Source organism: Sphingobacterium sp. UT-1RO-CII-1 (genome assembly GCF_026711005.1).
Lineage (GTDB): Bacteria > Bacteroidota > Bacteroidia > Sphingobacteriales > Sphingobacteriaceae > Sphingobacterium.
Genome location: NZ_JAPPVJ010000001.1, coordinates 113,513 through 136,470 on the forward strand (window position 1 = coordinate 113,513; position 22,958 = coordinate 136,470).

At 38.8% G+C, this 22,958-nt stretch carries 17 protein-coding genes; 4 read left to right on the forward strand and 13 right to left on the reverse strand.

Translation table 11 applies throughout. The features are described from left to right. Positions 1 to 9: 9 nt before the first annotated feature. The gene (locus ORI89_RS00390) at positions 10 to 858 is read left to right on the forward strand and encodes a transglutaminase-like domain-containing protein (RefSeq protein ID WP_268228438.1); all 849 of its coding nucleotides are present in this window, start codon (positions 10 to 12) and stop codon (positions 856 to 858) included. 52 nt (positions 859 to 910) lie between these two features. Here ORI89_RS00390 and ORI89_RS00395 read toward each other — a convergent pair whose 3' ends face one another. The 5 genes from ORI89_RS00395 to ORI89_RS00415 form a co-directional block, all read right to left on the reverse strand. Further along, positions 911 to 2,014, reverse strand: a complete 1,104-nt coding sequence (locus ORI89_RS00395) for a hypothetical protein (protein ID WP_268228439.1) — start codon at positions 2,012 to 2,014, stop codon at positions 911 to 913. Between the two features lie 164 nt (positions 2,015 to 2,178). Beyond that, entirely contained in the window at positions 2,179 to 4,992 is a 2,814-nt protein-coding gene (locus tag ORI89_RS00400) for an NPCBM/NEW2 domain-containing protein (RefSeq protein ID WP_268228440.1), read from the reverse strand. Between the two features lie 13 nt (positions 4,993 to 5,005). Continuing rightward, entirely contained in the window at positions 5,006 to 6,856 is a 1,851-nt protein-coding gene (locus ORI89_RS00405; protein WP_268228441.1) for an alpha-1,3-galactosidase-related protein, read from the reverse strand. 298 nt (positions 6,857 to 7,154) lie between these two features. Then, positions 7,155 to 7,898, reverse strand: coding sequence for a hypothetical protein (locus ORI89_RS00410; RefSeq protein ID WP_268228442.1), 744 nt, complete (start codon positions 7,896 to 7,898; stop codon positions 7,155 to 7,157). Between the two features lie 396 nt (positions 7,899 to 8,294). Next, positions 8,295 to 8,519, reverse strand: a complete 225-nt coding sequence (locus ORI89_RS00415) for a helix-turn-helix domain-containing protein (protein ID WP_268228443.1) — start codon at positions 8,517 to 8,519, stop codon at positions 8,295 to 8,297. A gap of 218 nt (positions 8,520 to 8,737) precedes the next feature. On the opposite strand from ORI89_RS00415, the gene ORI89_RS00420 reads away from it, so the two are divergent. The 3 genes from ORI89_RS00420 (at position 8,738) to ORI89_RS00430 (ending at position 11,998) form a co-directional block, all read left to right on the forward strand. Continuing rightward, complete coding sequence (locus ORI89_RS00420) at positions 8,738 to 9,886, forward strand: hypothetical protein (protein ID WP_268228444.1); 1,149 nt, start codon at positions 8,738 to 8,740, stop codon at positions 9,884 to 9,886. Positions 9,887 to 9,902: 16 nt separating this feature from the next. Then, entirely contained in the window at positions 9,903 to 11,174 is a 1,272-nt protein-coding gene (locus tag ORI89_RS00425) for a hypothetical protein (RefSeq protein ID WP_268228445.1), read from the forward strand. Between the two features lie 182 nt (positions 11,175 to 11,356). Further along, complete coding sequence (locus ORI89_RS00430) at positions 11,357 to 11,998, forward strand: hypothetical protein (RefSeq protein ID WP_268228446.1); 642 nt, start codon at positions 11,357 to 11,359, stop codon at positions 11,996 to 11,998. Between the two features lie 316 nt (positions 11,999 to 12,314). Here the strand turns inward: ORI89_RS00430 and ORI89_RS00435 are convergent, their stop codons facing one another. The 8 genes from ORI89_RS00435 to ORI89_RS00470 all read right to left on the reverse strand — a co-directional run bounded on the left by ORI89_RS00435 (position 12,315) and on the right by ORI89_RS00470 (position 22,958). After that, positions 12,315 to 13,367 carry a sugar phosphate isomerase/epimerase family protein gene (locus ORI89_RS00435; protein ID WP_268228447.1) on the reverse strand — a complete coding sequence of 351 codons (1,053 nt, stop codon included), beginning with the start codon at positions 13,365 to 13,367 and terminating at the stop codon, positions 12,315 to 12,317. 22 nt (positions 13,368 to 13,389) lie between these two features. Next, a complete protein-coding gene (xylA, locus tag ORI89_RS00440) occupies positions 13,390 to 14,718 on the reverse strand; it encodes a xylose isomerase (RefSeq protein WP_268228448.1) in 1,329 nt (442 codons plus the stop codon). A gap of 279 nt (positions 14,719 to 14,997) precedes the next feature. After that, positions 14,998 to 16,473, reverse strand: a complete 1,476-nt coding sequence (locus tag ORI89_RS00445) for a xylulokinase (protein WP_268228449.1) — start codon at positions 16,471 to 16,473, stop codon at positions 14,998 to 15,000. Between the two features lie 461 nt (positions 16,474 to 16,934). Next, complete coding sequence (locus ORI89_RS00450; RefSeq protein ID WP_268228450.1) at positions 16,935 to 18,425, reverse strand: arylsulfatase; 1,491 nt, start codon at positions 18,423 to 18,425, stop codon at positions 16,935 to 16,937. Positions 18,426 to 18,568: 143 nt separating this feature from the next. Further along, positions 18,569 to 19,567 (reverse strand): metallophosphoesterase family protein, encoded by a 999-nt coding sequence (locus ORI89_RS00455; RefSeq protein WP_268228451.1) that lies wholly within the window; start codon positions 19,565 to 19,567, stop codon positions 18,569 to 18,571. A 25-nt stretch (positions 19,568 to 19,592) separates the two neighbouring features. Next, entirely contained in the window at positions 19,593 to 20,504 is a 912-nt protein-coding gene (locus tag ORI89_RS00460; RefSeq protein WP_268228452.1) for an ectonucleotide pyrophosphatase/phosphodiesterase, read from the reverse strand. Between the two features lie 35 nt (positions 20,505 to 20,539). Beyond that, positions 20,540 to 20,986, reverse strand: coding sequence for a DUF5018-related domain-containing protein (locus ORI89_RS00465; protein WP_268228453.1), 447 nt, complete (start codon positions 20,984 to 20,986; stop codon positions 20,540 to 20,542). Between the two features lie 31 nt (positions 20,987 to 21,017). After that, a complete protein-coding gene (locus ORI89_RS00470) occupies positions 21,018 to 22,958 on the reverse strand; it encodes a RagB/SusD family nutrient uptake outer membrane protein (RefSeq protein WP_268228454.1) in 1,941 nt (646 codons plus the stop codon).

Here is a 22,958-nt window from a genome sequence, read left to right on the forward strand (position 1 = left end):
ATTGGGTATATGAAAGAAAAGGAATTAAACGCATTGATCTCTTTACTTGACGACCCTGACACAGAAATTTATACTGTTTTAGAAGATAAACTCATCACCTGCGGCCCTGTAGTGGTGCCCTTTCTAGAGAAGTCTTGGGAGGAGTCATTTGACCCTCTACAACAGGCACGATTAGAAGATATTATCCATAAGATACAGTTTAATCAGATCAAACACGATCTACAATTATGGAAAATTAGTAACCAGGAAGACCTCTTAGAAGGTCTTTTGGTTATTAACCGTTTTCAATACCCAAACCTAGAAGAAGAAAAGATATACAACTCACTTGCTCAATTGCGACGAGATGTTTGGTATCACCTGATGTATGAAATGGCGCCCGTGGAAAAGGTAAAACTGCTGAACAACATTTTATTCAGAGAGTTTGGGTTATCCGGTAACACTTCAGACTACCATGCGCCTCAAAATTCCTTTATCAGTTCTGTGTTAGAATCTAAAAAAGGCAACCCCATATCTTTAGCCTGTATTTATAGCCTGGTCGCGCAGCGGTTGGACATTCCTATTTACGGGGTGAACTTACCTAAACATTTTATTTTAGCTTACACAGAGGAAAACGATAGTGAAAAGGTCCTTTTCTATATTAATGTTTTTAACCGCGGTCAGATTATGCGGACAGAAGACGTAACTTCTTTTCTGCAGCAGCTAAACTTACCTCCGGATGATAGCTATACCAAACCCTGCGATAACCTATCGATAATAAAACGTGTATTACGTAATTTAATTGCTGCGTATGCCCATGTGGATAATATAGACAAGAAAAATGAAGCACAGGAACTTTTAGACTTTATTGAAAAAGATTGATACGCTCCTCTCCCGGATTCTTCTTCCTAGACATTAACCCTATATAGGTTTTTTAAAGTCCGAAAGTGCTATCATCCCGGGTGTCTAATGCTAGACCTACAGGAGTTCCCATATTCTGGGTATCTATCACTTTATCAGGTGCTATATTACCATTTCCATCCAACTTGAAACGCATTACTTTTTTAGCTCTACGGTCTGCAACATATAGATATTTACCATCTTTACGGGTATCAAGCGCCACATCAGTAGGTTGCTCAAGCAACGTAGCTGCTCCTGTAATGATACGGGACGGCGTTATTTCCGCTTGGTTAATCAGGCTGGAAAAATTGTCAAATATCAGCACTCTACCTGCGCCTACAGTTTCGTTTCCATTAGGATAATCGACAACCGCTAATACATTTTTGAGGGTGTCGTAAGCCATGCCTCTGAGGTTCTGTGCATCTTTAATCAATAGATTTCGATCAGGCTGTATCGTCAGGCTGGAATCCGCCTTATTCACTAGCTTAATTTTATTGACCATATCATCAAACACATAGATGCCTGCATCAGCCTTTGTGTTGGACATAAAAATACGTTCGTTTGCTATTACGGCACCCCATGTCTCCAGTCCGGGTGTCTTAAATTTAGCAATCGGGCGCGCATGCCCTCTTTTATTTGCCGGTCTATTGATAACATATATCCCGGCATTAATCCCTTGTGACTCGACTACATATAACGACTGCGTCATAGGGTGATAAGTTAAGCCCCGAACAAAAGAAAATGCTTGATTTCCCAGTTTGTTGGAATTGGTCAAAAGACCTGTTTTATCGCCTAGCGACATCATATAAACTGCTGTATCTGTCCGCCCTGGTTTATTTGCACTGGCTTGTATTACGTGTCTTAAATAAGGGTTAAAATAAATCGTTGCCCCTCCTTCAGCCTGCGATATATGACGCATTGCAAATTTAAACTCGCTCGAGTCTGCCGGGTAAATCACCCGTATATTTGTATCTGCACGCCCCGTATTTGAGGTTTGATATTCTTCAAAAGAAACATAAAGCCTAGAGAACTTTGATCTTTCTATTTCCGGTTCGGCATCATCACGTTCACAAGCATACGCTACAACGATAACGCAGATAACAGCCAGGCTCTTAAAAAAGATAGAAAGTTTTGACATATAGCTAAATATTAATACTACAAACTTAGATAAACTTGCTTTTGATTGCAAGTTTTAATTACATAGTGCCTTGCATTTTAAAGATGCTATAGCCCACCTGTATAAAACGTTTACCTTGCTAAAATGCTACATAAAATATCGGCAGATGTCCATAAAAAATCAACTTACTCTATAACATACCAAGTATAGCCGTTTGCAGGTATCCGAACAGTTAAATCGATACTGTAATCTCTATTTAAATGATATGTCGTTGATGCGCCTTCTTTCTCCCTCACCTGAGCCTTTTCCGTCAGTCCTGTATAGTATAATGGCAAACGAATAGATCTGGTAATTTCCTTATCCGTAGGGTTATAAAACAAAGCAAAGCCTTTTTCTCTCTCGGTCGTGCTCACGTGCATCATCCCGTCCCAGTCTCTTGCATCAGGCTTACGTAAATGTATAATGTCACTATTCAAAATATTACGATACTTTTTATACCAGTCGATCGTGTTTGTTACTAAAGCTTTAGTCTGCGGACTATCGTACAATCTAGGCCCTCTGTAGCAAGCCTGCACACCGGCACCGTAATTCTGTACCATATGCATCTCGTACTCATAAAGGTGATCTTTCAATGGTTCTAATGTAGCAGCAGCTCCTCCTCCTTGATATTCTACTAAAGGAACAAAGCTCCAGACTGAAGAGGGCACACGGTCCCAGGTAGAATCGTAGTTTAGCTGTCTGGCATGAATAATCTGCCGATCTCTGGGCAAGGACCAATTCACTTCTCTATAACCTATACCTACCTTATTAGACCCATTCAAGAAGTAAAAGTCGGGGACATTCATATAAATCCCTTTCTCTGACATCCAGTGGTAAAGCTCATTAATTTTGCTAAATTGATTCCATTGCGAGTCTTCCAGCCCTTTATGATGTGTATGTTCTGTAGACGCACAAACGTCGCCGGGATACGATCCGTCATGTTCAAAGAGCATCATCCCTGTTTCTTCAAAAAAGTACTTTATTTTAGAAAAATAGTCATGCCCCCAGTCGCTGGCCAAACATGGCGAACTTCCGAAACGCATCCCTCCTCTCTTACCTGTTTCTGGATTGATAACATCGACCTCATCACTGATCCAACGGCTGGCTAGGAGTGAATAACACCCCATTTCAATATCTTTACTTTTCGCATAATCTACAAACTCTTTGTATTTAGCAATATTAGCGGCTGTAGTATCTTCGGCATTCAGTCCCGATCCGAAACTCAAAATCACCATTTCATACCCCGTGGAATCACACTGGTCGATAGCCGTTTTGACAACCTGCGGGTCGGTTGATGTCAGGTGCATAAAGATTGGATTTTCGGTTGTCCAAGGTGCTATTTGACGATACATTCGCCTTTTAAACAACCCTTGACGCTCGCGATCATCGCTATCAAAAGGCATCTCATACACAGAAAACGACTTAAAAACAGTATTTGGCTGCACCATTTGGTCCGGCCCTAATGGCGGTGACACGTCCAATATGCAAGGGGTTTCCAACAGGTAATTGCGCTGTGAAGTATAAGCCGGATCTGCTACCCACTTCTCTGTTATATCAGTTTCTTTCTCCGTAAACTCTCCTGCCGCCGCATAATCGCTCTCTATATGAATATTAGGCAATCTGTAAGTTGATGGGTCTCCACCTCCTAAAGATTCAGGTTCTGAAAAAGCTAAATATTCCAATTGAAAAGCATCGATATTGATAGGCACGCCCGATGTATTGGATACCTCCATTCGTTTCTTGATCACAGGAATATGATCGTATATAGTAAAAAACAGCTTGACAACAATATCTTTATAAGCTTGTTGTCCATTTAATACAAATACTAATTCTTTACCAGTTGCTTTTTCTTTATTCAGTGCCCATCTATTTCTTGCCCATTTTATGGGTTCTTCTAAACTTTGCACATAGAAATCATGTACTAAAAAAGATTCGGGAATGGTCGTCATGCTATCAATCCACTGTTCTTTTAAGTACCCTCTTTCCGGCTGACCTGTTAAACCGCCTATACTCATCTTTTTCCCATCTATCTGCACGTAACCTTCACTACTAACGGCTCTCAACAAGCTTTCGCCTAACATTTTATTTGTAATATCTACGGTAGCCAAATTGGGAAATATTCGAAATGTACGTGACACCATTGCATTAGCTATAGTGATACTTTTTCCTGCTTGATCTGCATATACCTCTGCTTTTGATTCTTTAGGCTTTATAAGCCAATCAAAAGAAGTAGGTGATGATCTTAAAGCCTCCATAGCAGGAAGTTTAGCAATCTTTTTCTCTAAATCTGCTACAACAACCGCATCCATGACAGGTCCCTCCCCCATAGCCTCTACGTCGATCAACTTTGGTTCTTTTTCTTTATAGCTTAATGAAGTTTCTATCCACAAGCCATGGTCTCCACTCCTGCCATCGTCTGCACTTTCCACGTGAAGCTCTAATATATTGATATTATCCAGCTTCACTTGGATGTCCAAAGGCTTTTGTCCGCTATGCATTATAGGGCTGGAATAAATAATTTTGCCATCGCCTTTAATGACGAACCGAACGCTTCCTTTCTCTAATTTTAGATCTCCGGACTCTGATAAGCCAATAAACTGTTTTTTATCGTTTTGATTGGTATAATATAGTTTTGTACCATCTACCAGTGGAATTGAAGAAACTTCGGTACTTTTAATATCCAACTTTTTATCAGCTACTGCTATTTGGCTTTTTAATATCAAAGCTTGCTTATCCAGCGCAAGCTTCATCATACTATTTGCATGCACACCCACCACTTCTTTGTATTCAACTCCTGCTACTGAAGCGTCGGTTCCATCGACGGATTTATTAACCTGAGCTGTTCCATACTCCTGCCAAACTTTGGTCAGATCCAGACTGCCCAACTTTACCATCCGCTGCGCATACGTATTGAAGCCTATAATAGCTAGCAAAAAGGTTAAAAGATATTTATTGTTCATAAAATTTAGTTTCTTACTTTTTTAACATATTAACCTGTTTCCCATCGATGGTGTTACCCAATACTTTTATATCTCGAACTCGCTCCAGCAAAATATGTTCTTTATTCCAATGAAAAGCCGGGAACTCTTTATTCGTTTGGATACGATTGCCCGAAAAGTGGATATCTTCAACAGATTTTGCGTAAAGCAAGGGTTTATCAAAGCTGATAAAGTCATTATCTTCAATACGTATACCGGAGTGAAAATATTTCTCCTGCTTATCTAAATTTGGAATCTCGGGGTAAATCGATATTACCGCATTTGTAAATTGATACATGCTAGTGAGGGCATTAATAAATGTATTCTTGCGGATAGTAACATCTCTACAGGAACCTGTTTCATACCAGCCGTTGCTGTCACCACATAGCAGGATAGCACAACCCGATGTATGATCGAATATATTATTCTCTACCATTGTAGGCTTAGGCGTACTGAATAGTGCTCCTCTAGCTCTATTATTACGGATCAGGTTATTGGCAAATACGACGGCTGGTGTCCATGTTAAATTCTCTATACCTACATCAGTAAAATCGGGGTCGATTTCTTCAGTCAAAGGTTCTTCAAACTCTATATAGAACTCCTGGATCGGATCTTCTAAATTTTTTCTCAACGGACGAATCGCATGAATAACATTTTTCTCCTCCCATAGATCCATTGTACCTGAGCGGATAAACTGCACGGTATCTCCAACATTAGCCCAATCAAAACCGTAGGATTGTCCATGCATATATCTCGCAATAACGGTTTTGCTATCCCGACGGGCTATCATTTTTAAATAGGTCCCGTGGATGTTAATTGCATCATCCATCATATTTTCGTACAGGCCATCTTCGGAGACAATTACCCCTTTACAACCAGAGAAGTGAGTAGCGTCTGCCTGCGCTGTGAAATATCTGGGATCATCCTCGCCCCGTAAAGCGACATCAAAGCCCTTTAAATGGATATTTTCGGTCAGCTGTGCCAGTAAGCCCATACCCTCGGCATAGTGCACTTCAATATTTTCCAGTCTGATATTTTTTCCTTTATGCACAAAAACTCCGGGAGTAGGTCTTGGGCCTATCCGCATTGCCAATACCGTACCTGGTAGTAGCTTACTATTTTTCCAGTCATGGGCTTTTATTCTGCCTGGGCTTATTTCCTCTACCTTGGATGTTTTCATCTGTATGTCGCCTGTATTGTAGACGATGCGTTTCGTTTGCGGTTCGAAAGCAATACCTGATTTTGGTTGCTGCTCCCAGCCTAAGCCGCTATGTAAGAAAACACTATCCTGAATACGATAGTTTACCCATGGTGCAGGTGCAAAAATGACTTCTTGTTTCAGCGTGTCGTTCTCTAAAACTACAGCCTGACAGATATGCGGTGTTTCAAAATCAATATGTACATTTTTAATGGTGAGCTGTTCGCTTTCAATTAAAGCTATAGGCAGCATGCGGCCATGAAAAATAAAGTCAGCACCTTGGGCATCCAAGGTCAGGTTTTTGAAATGTTCTAAAGCAATACCTACGGATTTAGGGTTGTCCTGATCGTGATTGGAGATGTAGTATTCGCGTTCTAGTGCAGCATCGGGATAAAAATCATACCTGCCCTTTTTCATGGATAAAACAATACTATCTATCTCGCTAGTTTCTGTTTTGATTTTGGCTAATAAAGCGTTTATCTTGGGTCCTGTATTTTCTTTCGTATCGGGTAAAATACCGTACGATGCCAACTCATAGATTTTGATTGTTTTCTGCGCTTTTACAGCAAAAAAAGAAAATACGCCTAGGGCTAAAAGAAAAAGCTGTAGGGCGGTTTTAACATTATAATTCCGAATATTTATTTGCATGAAATTTACTGTAATCTTCAATTGTATACGTTTTGGTCTATTTTGCGAAGACCAACTCCACATCTCTATCAGCTATCGTACTTGAAATAGCTGTCCCCTTATGTATTCTCAAATATAGGTTTTCAGAAAGAACAGTACTAATATAAAATTTGCAGCAACTGACTGTAAATTAACATTACGCAGGCTGTCTTTATAAACATTTTGTTACAGAGAGCACTCATCTGTCAATCAGTCGTAAACAATTACACCTCTTCTCGTGCATACCTACCTCCCTAGGGTATAGAGAAAGGTTTTTTTATTATAAAATGGTATGAGCCGCAATAATCCCTGCCGGATTTAATTTTTCGGAATTCAACATGAGCGCATACTTGTTTTTTGTAGACAGATAAATTACAGACATGGCTGCCACTATGCTTTCACCATTGACTGGACTGAAGTCAAATTCGACTATCTGCTCCTCTATTTTCTGCTGATTTTCACCGCATAATTGAAATTCAACTTCATGCGTTCTGCTTTGTTTAATTTTTGAGGAAGAGAAATTCATTACGACAACATCAATTTTTAGAACAATAAAACTACATGTATTAGGAATAGCAAAGTTGTCACGTACATTAAGAGGTGGTAGTACGATGGTTGTTTTTCCCTTCTGATCAAAAGACACTTGCGGGTCAAAATAAACGTAGTCATAGATGTGACTGTTTTCATTGAACTGAAAGTCGACTAATCTTTTAATATTACCTCGACTTACTCGTAACATGCCTTGATAGGCTTTCCCATTACCTCGGAGAACACGTTGCATACGCTTGACAAGACGATTGTGCATTTGGCCATCGTGCATATTTTGATGAACCGTTGTAAAAGCCTGACGTATCAATGAACCTGCCGAACTTGCCGTTCCAAAATCGGAAGCTGAAGCTTCTGTCCACATGGTCTGTCGAATTTTACCTGACGGCTTGGTTTGTACGACATTTTTGTTTCCAAGTTTACGATTGACCACATTCCCAATCTGGCCTCTCAAGTACCCATTTTCAATTATTGCCATAAACTAAAGATAAGACTTTAAATAATTGAAAAACAACACTTTGAAAACTATTACGAAATTAAAAATCGTGAAGCAACAGCTATTATGAATTTTGAAATTGGTATTGCTTAGGCATTATCAAATTCATAACCCGCTAAGCCCATCCTTGAGTGTTCCTATAGTGATGGTAGTGTTGAGGTAGTACTAAGGAAGGGACTGTATGGGTAGTGTATTGGAAGTGCTCGTACTATGAAGCTAAGGAGAAGTCGGTATGGACACGGACTCAACACGGACTCATGTCGGTCACAGCTAGCTCTAGGCGTGGTTCAGCTACAACAAATTAGCACTACATTAGCGGTTTATTTTATAGCTACAAGGTTAACGTATAGAATGATGTTTTGTTGTTGTTATTCTATTTTATTTTTCGTCGCTAACAAGCTTTAGGTGAGCATATAGCTTTTTTAACATTTCGCACGGATCTGCATCTATAGCTTTTGCAATCAGGTATAGCTCTTCTGCTCTAAGATGTGCTGTGAGATTGAGCGTGAGCTCATTAATCCGTGCCTTACTCAAACCAGTTCTTCTGGCCACCATTGATTTATTTACTGATCTTTTAGCTAAAAACTCGCCTAGTGCTGTCATATTTTCCATTCAAAAGTATAACTAAAGCTAATAAACGTATAGAAAAAATATACAAATAATTTGTTTATTGAAAGTTTATACATACGTTTGTATAGAAAAACTATATAAACCATTTTAAAACATCAGATTATGGAACTAAACAAAGAGATTTTGGTCGAGCGGCTGATCCAGCAGATTTACAGTAATCGTATTGTTTTGGAAGCTAAAAAGACAGAGATATGAAAGAAGAATCTAAGCTGATGAGACAATCCATATGGATATGGGATGAAGATTATCCATATCATTTGACGATCGAGGAACTTAAAAACCCTCTTCTTGCTTTGCAAGATGTTTTTTCAAATTATTCGTTGAAAGACTGTCAATACTTACTATGGGAATGGAAGCATTGTAATTATCGTCCTTATCTTTTTTCTTTTGGAAATGGAGTACATACGCTTTATCACTTTATGTGCAAAATACAAAAGCTTCTTAATGTTGCTTGGTTAATCGATAAAGAATTTGCGTGTATAGAACTACTGATCGCTTGTGATGAGTCTGCATTTGAAAAATTTAAGCAAGATAATTATTGTAATTTTTTTTATAAAAATGGTACTGATTTAAGGTCAATAATTAAAAGAAACTTTCAAGAAGAGGATGGTCTTCAGGGCTTCATGAATGTCCTGCGGCATTGGTGGGATTTAGGAGTCTCTTTTCGACATCTTGACGACGGGAGCAGGTGTAATGTTGGAAGTGAGATTCCAGAGTTTAAACGACTTAATCTGATGATTGAAACAATGAACTTTATCTCTAAAAATAATGATATGAAAGAATCACCAAATGTATATGCGTGTAGCGCTTATCTCTCCTTGGAGGAAGGGAGCCAACCTGTAAAGACACTTATGCGAATATTTAGTAAATGGGAATATGAGGAATTAAAGGGATTTCTTCGAGAGCTATTTTATACCATGAATTCCCATGGAGGTCTTGAAACAGGAATCATGGGGGATCGAGGAGGTGTAGTCCATACCCACCATAAATTGATTGATCTTGCTCGCGAGTTTTCACTGAAAGATGACAACTATTTTGAGGAAGAAAAGCATTTTACGTTAAAGGATGATTCTGAATTGGGAATATTTTGGGAGGATTGTGATAGGCCTCCTTTTCATCACCTATCAGAAGTGAATTTAGCTTATCTAATTAACAAGCTAAGGAACACTGATTATGAATTGTTACATAGAAATCTTCATGAGTTTATGTTGTTTTTAGTTGGTCACGAGAACGTCTTTAAAGATGACTATATGGAGTTGATTGCTTTATTTCAGAGGTTAGAAGAACTGCAGGAGGTTCTTTATCTCCTTATGTTGAATCGTGTACAAGTAGATTGGTAATATAATTCTTAAAATTATGAACATACTAAAACCGATTGGGATAATTGATCTTGAAACAAACAAGCGTGATATTTCTCACAGCAGTCTGCTCGGGTTATACTGGGAATTTTTTGATGCGGGTGGTTACGAAAGTCATTTGCTTGCAAATGACAAACTTTTTAGGACCGTGATGTCAAACGAAATCTACCCTGACTTATATCACGCAAATGCTACCTATCAATTATCATTAAATAGACGATTGATAGATTTGGCGTGGCTATATCTCACCTATAAAGAAAGCGAAGAGAAGGAATGTGTTTTTAATTCAGTAAACAATACGGATAAATACCGACCAAAGTTTTATTATAGTCATGAGAGTAGATACTACTTTGATGATTATTCGTGGTTGCACATGGAATTTGATGATGGTTATAAACCGTTTAAAAGAGAGGATGATTATAAGGAGGTGATCTACAGGTTTAAGGGAAAAGTTCATTGGTTATCATTGGAAGAAATTGAGAATCCTTATTCATTTTATAGGGGTGTTTTTGAAAGCAGGACACATCTAGATTGGATTCAACTCCTCTCAAAATGGGGAGAGTATACTTTCCTGCCACAAAGTATCTGTCGAGAGGTTGATGGTGGCGAAGTTTATGATACGTATGTGCTTTTTCAAAAATTGACAGAAATGGCTTACTTAGTGTATAACTATGAAGATTATGTTCCCGATTCGAGAAAGTTTTTATATTTCGATTTTGGACAATATCCATCTGTATTAAATATAGACGAACTAATAAGCCCTCAAATAGTACTGATTAAAATATTTGGAAAATCTAGTATCGAATCGGTTCTTAATGAAATGTTCTGGTGGTTGGATGCTATTATAAAAAAAGAAGAGGTTAATGATATTAAGCGGGCTTATAGCATCTATACAAAGATTTTAAATATTGTAGAGTTTTCTTGGATATCCAGACCGTATAAGAGACAGAGCATTGGTTTAAAAAGAGATGTTGATAAGGATGATAATGCTTTTTATGCTTCCCTATTCGAATCGCTAAAGTATGAAACCAAATATTTAGAAGTAAAAGAGAAGACAGAACCACTATCAGCTTACAATTGGCTGTCTTCAAGATACAAGAATGATTTAGGAAGTTTGAGATTTTTACTAAAATACTGTTTTGAGGCATCTTTCGGATTGTGTGACTCATCTCTAAGTGATGTAGACCTGGAAAGTCTAAAAGCGAATTGTGCTAAGTTTGTCGAACTAACATATTTATTTCACTTGGCTCTATTACAAGAAAAAGAGTAGTTGTACTATTTGCTACCCCCTTATGATTATTTCCCTCGGAGATTACATCCGCAGGAAATAAGAAACTTAATATAGCGCTATGTTGAAAAAAGAAATATTTTCCATTTTGCAATGGATAAATGAGCTCGTGAATAAACTAATTGCCGATAATCAAGTCTACCTTAATAAAGAACCTTATTGGCATGAAGAAATTTATAATTATCCTAACATTGGTACTGTCGTCTAGCCTACTATTTGCACAGCAAGGTACTTTGGACACTGATATATTTGGTAATCTGCAATTTAAGTCTGTTGATGGCAAGTATACAGCAAGTTTAGAGAAAAATATTTTCAATGATCTCGTTTTTACGGACAATAGAAATAACAAGTTGCATTACGAGAAGAAATATCTCGATAAAACAGAGCGGGGCTTAATGAGCAGCAAGGAAGCGCAGACCCGTTTGCTAAGGAAATTGGTACGGGAGAACAAGCGACGCTCGGGATATGAGGCTACATTTAAGGTAGATATTTTTGATAAGGTAATTATTGAGGATAATAAGGGGTATAAATTGGAAGAGGGAAAGGATATATTTGGTAACACCCATATTGAAGAACAGGTGAAGGGAACGAAGACGGTACTTAAAAGGAACTTTAGCGGTGGATTGGAATATACAGAAGGTAAGCACACTGCTTTGCTGGAAAAAGACATTTTCGACCAATGGCTATATAAAGATAGCTTCGGAAATGAGATCCGATTTGGGAAAGAGACCTGGAAACGTATCTTAAAACAGTATGGCACCGATGAAAAGTTTTTTTGGGACCTGCTTGACCGCTGGTTTTATTAAGGCAGAGTAAATTAGTTATTAACGAACTACCACAAACACAAGATATATCGAGAAAGTTAGAGGAAGGCATACCACAATGCAACCAAACCCTTTTAGCTTTTATAGGCACAACAATATATGAAATGAGCTTTATTGCTGTCTTAAGGTAGCTCGTATTATTTTCCTCAAATAAAAAGGTAAGTTAGGCTGTTGAGAAGACAAACCCAACGCTAACTTACCTTTATAATAAAATAGCTTTAGCTATTCTTTTTTTGTTTCGTTAATCGAGCTAATAGCCATGCTTTACAAGTTAAGCTCTATTTTGAAACAAAGAAGCTTAAAGTCCCAGTAAGCGTCTATTGCTTTCCTCATCTGCGTGACCACCTGCAAAATCATCAAAGGTTTTCTCCGTAACTGGGATAATATGATCTTTAATAAATATAGCTCCCTCTCGTGCGCCTTCTTCGGGATGTTTTAGGGCACACTCCCACTCCATAACGGCCCATCCTTTAAAGTCGTATGACGTTAGTTTACTGAATATGGCTTTAAAATCGACTTGTCCATCTCCTAACGAACGGAAGCGGCCAGCACGCTCTACCCATCCAGAATACCCTCCATATACGCCTTGTTTACCCGACGGGTTAAACTCTGCATCTTTCACGTGGAATGCTTTAATACGCTCATGATAATGATCTATATAGGCAAGGTAATCTAAGCATTGCAATAGAAAATGTGATGGGTCGTATAATAAGCAGGCCCGAGGGTGATTATCGACTTTTTCCAAGAACCGTTCATAACTTACTCCGTCGTGCAGATCTTCACCCGGATGTATTTCGTAACAGACATCCACACCGCATTCATCAAAGGCATCTAATATAGGGCGCCAACGTTTTGCTAACTCTGTAAACCCGGTATCTACCAGTCCCTGTGGGCGCTGAGGCCAAGGATAAACAGTGGGCCAGAGTAAAGCTCCGCTAAAAGTAGCATGTGCGTCCAAGCCAAGGTTTCTCGATGCTTGAGCAGCATATTTCAATTGCTGTACAGCCCATTCTGTACGTGCTTTCGGGTTGTTGTGGTATGCTGCTGGAGCAAAGCCATCAAACTGTTGGTCATAGGCCGGATGAACAGCTACAAGTTGGCCTTGCAAATGGGTAGATAGCTCGGTGATTTCTAAGCCCATCTCATTAATCATTCCTTTGATTTCGTCTGCGTAGGTTTTACTTTCTGCAGCTTTTTGCAAGTCAAAATAATCTGTAGCCCAAGTTGGAATCTGTATACCTTTAAATCCCAAATCTTTTGCCCATTGACAAATCGAATGGAGGCTATTGAAGGGTGCTTTATCTCCTAAAAATTGCGCCAGAAAAATACCTGGGCCTTTAATTGTCTGCATAATTTTCGTGTGTTTTTAAAGTTTAAATATAACGATTTACCAGATTTTCCATGTATTCCTGTTTACCGCTAATCAGTTGCGGTTCTCCTTGTTTTATCGCATATGTCCGGAGATCATCAAGGGATAAATTGCCTTTTTCAAAATCAGCTCCTATACCAGAGTCAAAACTACTGTAGCGTTCTTTTCTTAACGACTTATAGGGGGATTTTTGAAGTATATTATCGGCGGTTACCAAGGCTCGTGCAAAATTATCCATCCCTCCTATATGCGCATAGAATAGGTCTAAAGGATCTGTAGAGTTACGTCTTATCTTAGCATCAAAATTGACACCCCCACCTTTTAAACCTCCGGCTTCTAAAATAATCAGCATAGCTTCGGTAAGCTCATTCAGATCTGTAGGGAATTGATCTGTATCCCAACCGTTTTGATAATCTCCTCGATTGGCATCTATCGAGCCTAACAATCCAGCATCGGCCGCCACCTGCAGCTCATGTTGGAAAGTATGTCCAGCAAGTGTAGCATGGTTTACTTCTAAATTAAGCTTAAAATCGTCCATTAAATCAAATTCACGAAGAAAACCAATTACTGTAGCTGCATCGTAGTCGTATTGATGCTTTGTTGGTTCGCAAGGTTTTGGTTCAATAAAGAATGTTCCTTTGAATCCGTTTTTACGAGCATAATCTTTGGACATATGTAAAAATTGAGCCAAATGCTCCCGCTCTCTTTTCATATTGGTGTTTAGCAGGGACATATAGCCTTCGCGCCCTCCCCAAAACACATAATTCTCTCCCCCTAATGCAATCGTGGCATCTAAAGCCGCTTTAACCTGCGCTCCGGCATGTGATAACACGTGAAAGTCAGGATTGGTAGAAGCGCCGTTCATATAACGATGGTGACTGAACAGATTTGCGGTTCCCCACAATAATTTTATCCCACTATGCTCCTGTTTTTCCTTTGCATAAGTGACAATTTCTTGTAAATGACGTTCATTCTGTAGAATGTCATCGGTATAATCTACTAAATCTACATCATGAAAACAGTAATAGGGTAGTTGCATTTTCGTCATAAATTCAAAAGCAGCATCCATTTTATCCTTAGCACGTGCGATGATGGAATCTTTCTTTTCCCAAGGAAAAAAATGTGTAGGCCCACCAAAGGGGTCTGCGCCATTAGCGTTGAATGAATGCCAGTAGGCACATGCAAATTTAAAATGCTCAGCCATCGTTTTTCCAGCTACCACACGAGTGGGCTCATACCAGCGGAAAGCCAATGGATTGTCTGACTCGACTCCTTCAAAAGCTATCTGCCCAACGTTTTCAAAGTACACTTGATCTCCTGTCAAAATTTTCATATGTAAATAATTTATTTTTAAATGGTTATATGGAATATCCACATTATATTATGCCCCATTGGCTGCAATTAGCGTGCATGCTTCTTCGCGGTCATGCGTGTTTGTGTAGCCTGTGCTACATGGACATTTCATATGTTTATAGTTATTCGTTTGTAAATCTTCTTTATGCCACGCATGATCTCGTTAACTCGGTTTTATTTTAAGTTGTCATGTGAAATACTATTCGTGGTAATAGGTGTTCATTCTTCGATCCCCTTAAGTATTTCACTTTATCTCCATTTAAAGTTTCTCTTCTAGTATTTTTTTCCATGAGCCGTACACCTGCTCATAACGGGAAGTATGCTGTGGTATTATGGTCTTATATTTTTTTAACCCCTTGAAAGCCTCCTCCCTATTGCTGAATATACCACTTCCTAAACCCGCACCCAAAGCTGCCCCTACACTGCCGTCGTTGTCATAAAGCTCAACGGGAGTATCGGTGATACCCGCAAAAGCTTCTTGAAAAACAGGACTTAAAAATAGGTTAGCATGTCCTGCTTTGATGACCTGAGGGGTTATTCCATTTGCCCTAAGCAAGTCCAAGCCATATCGAAATGCAAAAGCAATCCCTTCCTGCGAAGCACGCCAAAGGTGCGCGGCACCGTGCCTCAGGAAGTCTAGGTTTTCAATATGAGCACCGACGGTTTTATTATTAAGCATCCGCTCTGCCCCATTTCCAAAAGGTAAAATACGCACGCCATCAGCTCCAATAGTAATCTGAGAAGCCTCTGCATTCATTCTTTCATAGTCGTTTTTATTCCCTGTAATCTGACTAATCCAGCTGTTCTGTATACCGGTTCCGTTGATGCATAAAAGCACTCCTAAACGTTCTATAGCTGATGCATGATTGACATGTGCAAACGTATTTACTCTCGATTGTGGATCGTGCGTTCGTTGATCGCTCACCGCATAGATGACCCCGGATGTACCGGCTGTAGCTGCAACTTCTCCTGGATCAAAAACATTTAAGGATAATGCATTATTAGGCTGATCTCCGGATTTATAGCAAACGATAGCTTGCTCAGATAGTCCCAAGTCGGCAGCAATTTCAGACTGCAATGCACCATAGTTGGAGAACACAGGCTGAATGCTGGGTACCAATGACCTATCTATTCCGTAAAACTCCAATAAAGTATCCGAAATTTGCTGTCTCTCAAAATCCCAAAGTATACCTTCCGAAAGTGAACTGATATTGGTATTAACTTCACCCGTGAGTCGCATACTGATATAATCCCCCGGCAACATAAACTTATAGATCTTTTCATAGACTAGGGGTTCATTCTGCTTTACCCAAGCCAATTTTGAAGCCGTAAAATTACCAGGCGAATTCAAATGAGTATTTAAAAACCTTTGTTCACTAAGTTTGATAAAAGCCTCCTGACCTAATTCTACAGCACGACTATCACACCAAATAATAGCATTACGCAAAACGCGCTGATCCTTATCGATCACAACGAGACCGTGCATCTGATAAGCGATGCCGATCGCTTTTATATCCGACGGGTTGTACAATCCTGATGCATTCGCCTTTTTAATAGCCAATTTGGTATGCTTCCACCAAAGCTCAGGGTCTTGTTCTGCCCACCCAGGATTCAACGATATAATCGCTGCTTCCTCGTCGGGATAACTGCATGACACTAGCTTTTCATTTGTTACCGCATCAATTATAGAGACTTTAATCGATGACGTACCAAGATCTATTCCCAATAATAACATATCGAATGCTTATTTAATTACAATCCATGTCTGGCTCTCTGAGGAGCAGTAAACATTAATTTTAACCTGATAAATACTGATTCCTTTTCATTGCCCTTCTGTTCTTATCTTGTTGAGCTATTTTTAGCTGATCTGACCATACCGAATAGTAGATGTTTAGTTTGACTTGCTGATACAAAAAAACTGTAAATATAGTTCTACTCTATATTTGTAATTCGAATAAACATCATTCGGAGACCAATCCTAGGTTTAGAAAGAACATGCTGGTAGTAGCTATCAATGAAAAGGAAAAATACATAAATAAAGTTAGTTTTAAGAGAAAATCTTAGAGATTTTCTCTTAAAACTATTTCCCATCCTTAAAAAAGGAGTGGCACGCCCCTCTTAAATGTATGGAGTTTTAAAATCACCGTCTGATTGTTCCGTCCTCGAGTTGGTACTACTGGACCCTTAGAGTCAAAATCATTTTGCATATTTGGGTTCGATAATTTCCCACTCTTTGATGTGTGCGGGCGAATGCTCTTTTTTCACAATAGCATCAAAACCTGCTAACATACTGGAATATTCATCGGCTAGGTCGTTTTTTTCGGTAGGATCTTCCGCTATATTGTAAAGTTGCCACTTTGCGTTCTTAAAGCCTTTTTTTATGACATCTACTTTAACAGCTTTCCAATCTCCCTTACGAATAGCGATCTGCCCGCCTTTTTCTGGATATTCCCAATATAGATAATCACGTTTCTGTTGCTGTGCAGCTTCACTTAAAAAGGTGGGTAACAAAGATATGCCATCCGTATTTTCTACCTGAACACCGATAAGATCACCTATTGTGGCCATCATATCATACTGTATAGAAGGCAGATTAGAGACTGTGCCCTTTGCGATTTTGGCAGGCCAAGAAACAATAAAAGGAACCCGTGTTCCGCCTTCGTAGATATCAGTTTTTAAACCTCTTAGTCCAGCAACACTATTGAAGAACACTGGATCAACACCACCATTAAAAGTGGTTCCATTATCACTGGAGAACATCACGATAGTATTGTCCGCTATACCGAGTTCCTGTAGTTGGGATACTACCTTGCCTACCTGTGCGTCCAAATAAGTAATCATTGCGGCATAAGTAGCATAAGGTTTTAATGATGGAGCATAGCCCTGCTCGCCATAATATATTTTTTCGTCAAACTGTCCTTCATACATGTCTATATACTCTTTGGGCGCCTGTAAAGAGACATGAGGCTGGGTATATGGCAAATAAAGAAAGAAAGGTTGCTCTTTTGTTTCAGTAATAAACTGCAGCGCCTTCTCGGTCATTATGTCTGTAGCATACTCGTTGCCAGTATAGGCATCAAAATCTTCGTTTGTTGCTGTTTGCGGATCTAAACCTTTATGCACATAGACATAAGGATTGTCTAAAGGAAAATACTGATCATTTTCCCATAAATGAGTGGGGTAAAAGTTGTGTGCTTGCTTTTGGTCCAATATGGCCAAGTAATAATCAAAACCTTGTTTAGCTGGGCTTCCTGTGGTATTGTGCATACCTAATCCCCATTTTCCAGCCATGGCGGTGCGGTATCCGTTTTGTTTTAGGAGCTTGGGCAATGTAAGTATACCTTCTGGCAAAGGCATTTGCCCACCTTCTAAACTATCGGCAAAGCCTCCCAGCTCGTAATTGCCTCTTATATATGAATTTCCGCCGTGCTTACCTGTCAATAACATAGCCCGAGCAGGAGCGCATACTGGAGCACTTGCATAATGTTGTGTAAATAACATTCCATTGTTTGCAAGCTTTGTCAGATGAGGAGTTTTTATCTTTTTTTGCCCGTAAGGCTCTATCTCACCATAACCTAAATCATCTGCGTAGATATAGATGATGTTTGGCTTTTGTTGAGCTTGTATTGGATGGTTTAAAGAGTTAATGAAAAGAAAGATCAGTGATAAAAAAAGTAATTTATTCATAATAGTGGTTTACTGAAATAAACAACTAAGGTATTAAATAATGTGTTAAACATATTATTTAATGTAAAAGGAGGCTTCACTTTCGATAAAAAAGAAGCCTCCTTTAATAATGGATATTAAGAAGTTCTATAACTAGCAATAGCTTATTTATACCTAATTTTCCTAGAATCTATCTTTGATGTTATAGGGTAAACATCTTTATGAATATCTATTTCTGTTTTCTCTAGTGGCACACCAACCATTTGTGTTTCTTTTCCCTCAATCTGAATATTATTTTTACCATCTAAGGTGACTACAGCCCAAATCGGATCTTGATAAACTAGTGTATGTTTAAGAATACTATGCTTTTTATAGAACTCCTGTTCGAAAGCTTTACTTTGATAATCGCCTCCAGCCCAATAATAAGATGCACTATTAATTTGCACATAATGAATACCATTTATCTCGTTATGGTAGTTCATATGATGGTGTCCCGAAAATACAAGAATAACTTTTTTAAAACCTGCTTCTTTATTAATTTGCTCCAAAAGATAACGAACTTCCATTCCATTATCGAGCCCATTAATTGTGTTATCAAAACCTTGGTGACAAAATATAACAGTTCTTAATTTTGTTTTTCTCAAGTCTTCCTTCAGCCAGTTTAATTGCTTTTTTTCGATCGTCCGCGGATAACCGCTTAGTTCTTTTGTTAAACTTTTTTCATTGCCATCCAATATTACAAAATGGAAATCGCCTCTATCAAATGAATAATAAGGTGCCGGAGCCCCCCAAAAAGCTAATGCTTGCTCCTTTGTATGTCCATGATCTGTATCATGATTTCCCAATACATGGTATTTCTCTCCTGGCATAGTGTTCCAGACGTCCATCAACTTCTGATTTTCCGTTTTCGGCATACAAAAGTCTCCTAACTGTATAATAAAGTCTGGTTGTTGCTGCTTCATTGCATCAACAAAAACTTTTGCTCTTCTATCACTATCATGCATTAAATCGTAATGCAAATCGGTGATTATTGCAAACTTTATTTTGTTTGTCTTTAGCTGTCTTTCTTCTGACAAAAAAGTATTTGTTGCTAGAGTTTCTTTTGCGAAAATACTTGAAGCTCCTAGAGCTCCAAGTTGAATAAATTTCCTACGATTTACCATCTTCTTATTTATACACGCATTTTATTTATTTGAAAACAAAATCATTTATTTGACCTACCCAACCTTGCGGTTGTTTAACCCCAAACAGATGTAATATAGTCGAAGCGGTGTTTACTGTATTATTTGGCTGTTCGATTTGGTAGCCTTTCTTTACATTCGGACCTACAATGCCCCAGGGAACAACCATCTCATCGACAGTTACGCCACCATGCCCTTTGTTAATCCCTCCATGATCTGATAGAAAAAAGAAGGTGGTACTTTCGTATAATCCCGCTGACTTCATTTTTTTTAGAAAAATGCCAATCTGTACATCAGCTTCTTCTATTGATTTAATATACTCTGGTGAACCCCAACCATACTTATGTCCTGCATGATCTGTATGAACAGAATATAGAAAAACAAGCGTAGGGTCATTTTTATACTTTGTTATGAAATCAAATGCCTTTTCATAATTTTCAACATACTCATCATCGGCTAAGTAACTCACCTCATCAAAATTTTTCTTATTATGGGGATAGAACAAGTTGATCCAATTGTAGTAAAAAGCAGTTTTCACAGCTGGCACTTGCTCTTTTAGCACGGTAAAAACAGAGGGGTAATACCCGTCACTATCTGACATGATAGCAGGAAGAACGAATTTATTAATTTCCCAACTATTATCAACCACCCCATGTTGCTCTGGTCCACTACCAGTAAAAATACTAATCCAGTTTGGGAGTGTTACTGACGGCATAACCACACGCGTACTTGTAGAAAGCGCTCCTTCTGCCAGCAACGCATCTAGATTTGGTGTTTTTGCTTCTTTAAATCCAGCAACAGATATACCATCGAGAGAAATCATAATAACTCGTTTATTAGTTTTCTTCAAATGATCTGATGCGAAAGCCGTGCTACCGCCCAAAAGAGCGACGCAAAAAATTAATACAAATTTTCTCATTTCTTAACTTTAATTAAAATTTAACTCTATCATCACTACGGCATTACAGATACATGAACTGTCCAATCTCTAATAGTTCCATCCGCCGATGTCAAGCGATATTGAAATGGTCCGTTAGAAAAATCACTTATAACACCTGCTATTGGTGCGCCATTTATAGGCTCAATCAACTTTGCAAAATGCGAAAATCGAATACCAATATTCTTTAAGTCAGCACCTTTCTCAGCCTGTAGTGTTACTGTGAATTTTTCTTTATCTACAATATTGGTAGGTGTAGGCACTGCAACATTTTGATAACCCGTTACAGGTTTATCATAACCAAGCTGATTTGTAACTTCCACGTACTTGAACAAAACAACAGAGGTAATATGCGCATTATCGCCCCACTGGGTTTCGTCAAGCTCTACTCTTTGTTTTAGACAACTAGAGAGTCCTAATATTAGAAGCAATAGGAAAGCTTTTATTAAAATTCTTAATTTCATAGCTATTTGCGTTTTAACATGTAAATGATTTTTAATTCCAACCCGGGTTTTGACTCAACTTTACTCCTTTTGTTTCATAAAGTTTGATTTCATAAAGTGGAATAGCACTTAAGTAATCACGTTTAGGTTCGATAAACAACCCTCGCCCGCCTGGTCGAAATTCTACAACTTTAAACCAAGGATTGATACGTCCATCAGAAAAGGAAGCTACAGATCCAGCCGTTCCGTTCTCAACAAGACCAAACTCATTTTTTAAATAACCATCTTTTCTAATCTGGCTATATAAATCAGGGTCATTACCTTCATCGAGAAGTGCCTGTTCAGGAGTTTTCACGTAATAATCGACAAATTCTTGCAATAAAGCTCCCTTAGGTTGGTATCCGTTAATAACATCTTCGTAAACAGCCCATCTTTTAAGGTCATTTAGTCTAAATCCCTCTAATGCGAACTCGACATTACGTTCTCTTCTAATTTCATTAACAATAGCTGATTCATTAAGGTCAAAACCTAGATCTTTTCTATATGTAAAGCCAGCACCAGCACCCATCGTCATGGGTATCATACCCACACGCTCTCTAATAATATTTACCGTTTTGTCCAAGTCGGTTTGGCTAAGAGTACCTAAAATAGCTTTTGCTTCTGCTAGCGAGAGAAGTACCTCTTCATACCTCATTAAAATATCGTCGGTTTCACCTTTTAGAGCTTCTTGGGCAAAAACAGCACCTTTGAAATTCCTATAACCCGTCGAGGTAAAGTTTTCAGTATATGGCGCTTGGTTAGCAATCAACGGGTAACGAAACGGAAAACCATCTCCTCCACGTCCAGGTAGTTGGTTCTGTGGTCCACGATCAGGTGTCCATATGGTTTGACGGAAACGGGGGTCTAAGGTGCGTCCCAATTCATCTAGTGCTTTTGTATTGCTTTGCTGCTTACCATCGTTCGTCAAATACATATCGACCAGGTGATCCGTAATAGAAGGTCCCTTATCTAATATCTTAAAAAAGAAATTGTGGCTGTAAGCCAGTTTGGAAGCATCATAAACTTTGTATAAAAATGCACCTTCAACCGATGTAGCATCTTTTTGAGCAAAAAGCTGATTGTATGCCATTTCCTTATCTCCACCCATTGTAAAGATATTTGTACCATGACGCTCTATTAAAGTTTTCGCAGTAGGCTCAACAAGTTGAATAAACTCGAGCCCATCTTTACCTTCCATGCGGTAAGGCGTTGCCTTTCTTTGGTGGTAATACTCCCACGTACCTTCGTACAAAGCGACTCTGACCTTAAGTTGAAGGGCTGCTTCCTTTGTAATACGACCCGATATTGCTCCCTCTGCTTCACCTTTCCAATGCAGACGCTCTATAGCCAGGTCTAAGTCACTCAGAATTTGCTTCGCCACCTCGTACCGGGACGCCCGTTCTTTATACAATTCTGATTCGTCTTGCTCTGTTAAGAGTGATGTAACAATGGGTACTCCGCCAAAAGCCTGTAGAAGCTTATAATAATCCCAAGCTCTAAAAAAATAGCCTTCACCAATGTAGTGTTGAGCCGCCCGGGTATTTTCCGCATTTAAATTGGCATAATGCAAAAAATAATTATCGTTTCTAATAGCTGAAAACCCATCGTTCCATGTGGCATTAGTTTCGGCAGGAACCGAACTCGCAGTCCATCTATTTAAACTTGCCGTAACAGTAGTTTGGTGTATAAGCACATCGGTGTTGTTATCCAACCCTATATTATTTGCGGCTCCTCCTGAAGGTGCTGTATGCACAACATATTGAGGCGCCAAGCGAGAATAAAAACCATTGACAAAAACTTGGAGTTGCCCGGCGGTCTTAAAAAAGCTTCCGGCGTCAATCGCATCTGTCGGTTCTTTATTCAAAAAATCTTTGGAACAGGAAGAGAAAAAAAGCATGCTTGCAACAGTGTAGAGAACTGTTTTGTAATATTTGTGTTTTCTCAAAAAACTCAT

Coding starts and splice junctions, on each gene's coding strand:
- ORI89_RS00390 (WP_268228438.1), top strand. CDS start 10: ATGAAAGAAAAGGAATTAAACGCATTGATCTCTTTACTTGACGACCCT.
- ORI89_RS00395 (WP_268228439.1), bottom strand. CDS start 2,014: ATGTCAAAACTTTCTATCTTTTTTAAGAGCCTGGCTGTTATCTGCGTT.
- ORI89_RS00400 (WP_268228440.1), bottom strand. CDS start 4,992: ATGAACAATAAATATCTTTTAACCTTTTTGCTAGCTATTATAGGCTTC.
- ORI89_RS00405 (WP_268228441.1), bottom strand. CDS start 6,856: ATGCAAATAAATATTCGGAATTATAATGTTAAAACCGCCCTACAGCTT.
- ORI89_RS00410 (WP_268228442.1), bottom strand. CDS start 7,898: ATGGCAATAATTGAAAATGGGTACTTGAGAGGCCAGATTGGGAATGTG.
- ORI89_RS00415 (WP_268228443.1), bottom strand. CDS start 8,519: ATGACAGCACTAGGCGAGTTTTTAGCTAAAAGATCAGTAAATAAATCA.
- ORI89_RS00420 (WP_268228444.1), top strand. CDS start 8,738: ATGAAAGAAGAATCTAAGCTGATGAGACAATCCATATGGATATGGGAT.
- ORI89_RS00425 (WP_268228445.1), top strand. CDS start 9,903: ATGAACATACTAAAACCGATTGGGATAATTGATCTTGAAACAAACAAG.
- ORI89_RS00430 (WP_268228446.1), top strand. CDS start 11,357: ATGAAGAAATTTATAATTATCCTAACATTGGTACTGTCGTCTAGCCTA.
- ORI89_RS00435 (WP_268228447.1), bottom strand. CDS start 13,367: ATGCAGACAATTAAAGGCCCAGGTATTTTTCTGGCGCAATTTTTAGGA.
- xylA (WP_268228448.1), bottom strand. CDS start 14,718: ATGAAAATTTTGACAGGAGATCAAGTGTACTTTGAAAACGTTGGGCAG.
- ORI89_RS00445 (WP_268228449.1), bottom strand. CDS start 16,473: ATGTTATTATTGGGAATAGATCTTGGTACGTCATCGATTAAAGTCTCT.
- ORI89_RS00450 (WP_268228450.1), bottom strand. CDS start 18,425: ATGAATAAATTACTTTTTTTATCACTGATCTTTCTTTTCATTAACTCT.
- ORI89_RS00455 (WP_268228451.1), bottom strand. CDS start 19,567: ATGGTAAATCGTAGGAAATTTATTCAACTTGGAGCTCTAGGAGCTTCA.
- ORI89_RS00460 (WP_268228452.1), bottom strand. CDS start 20,504: ATGAGAAAATTTGTATTAATTTTTTGCGTCGCTCTTTTGGGCGGTAGC.
- ORI89_RS00465 (WP_268228453.1), bottom strand. CDS start 20,986: ATGAAATTAAGAATTTTAATAAAAGCTTTCCTATTGCTTCTAATATTA.
- ORI89_RS00470 (WP_268228454.1), bottom strand. CDS start 22,958: ATGAGTTTTTTGAGAAAACACAAATATTACAAAACAGTTCTCTACACT.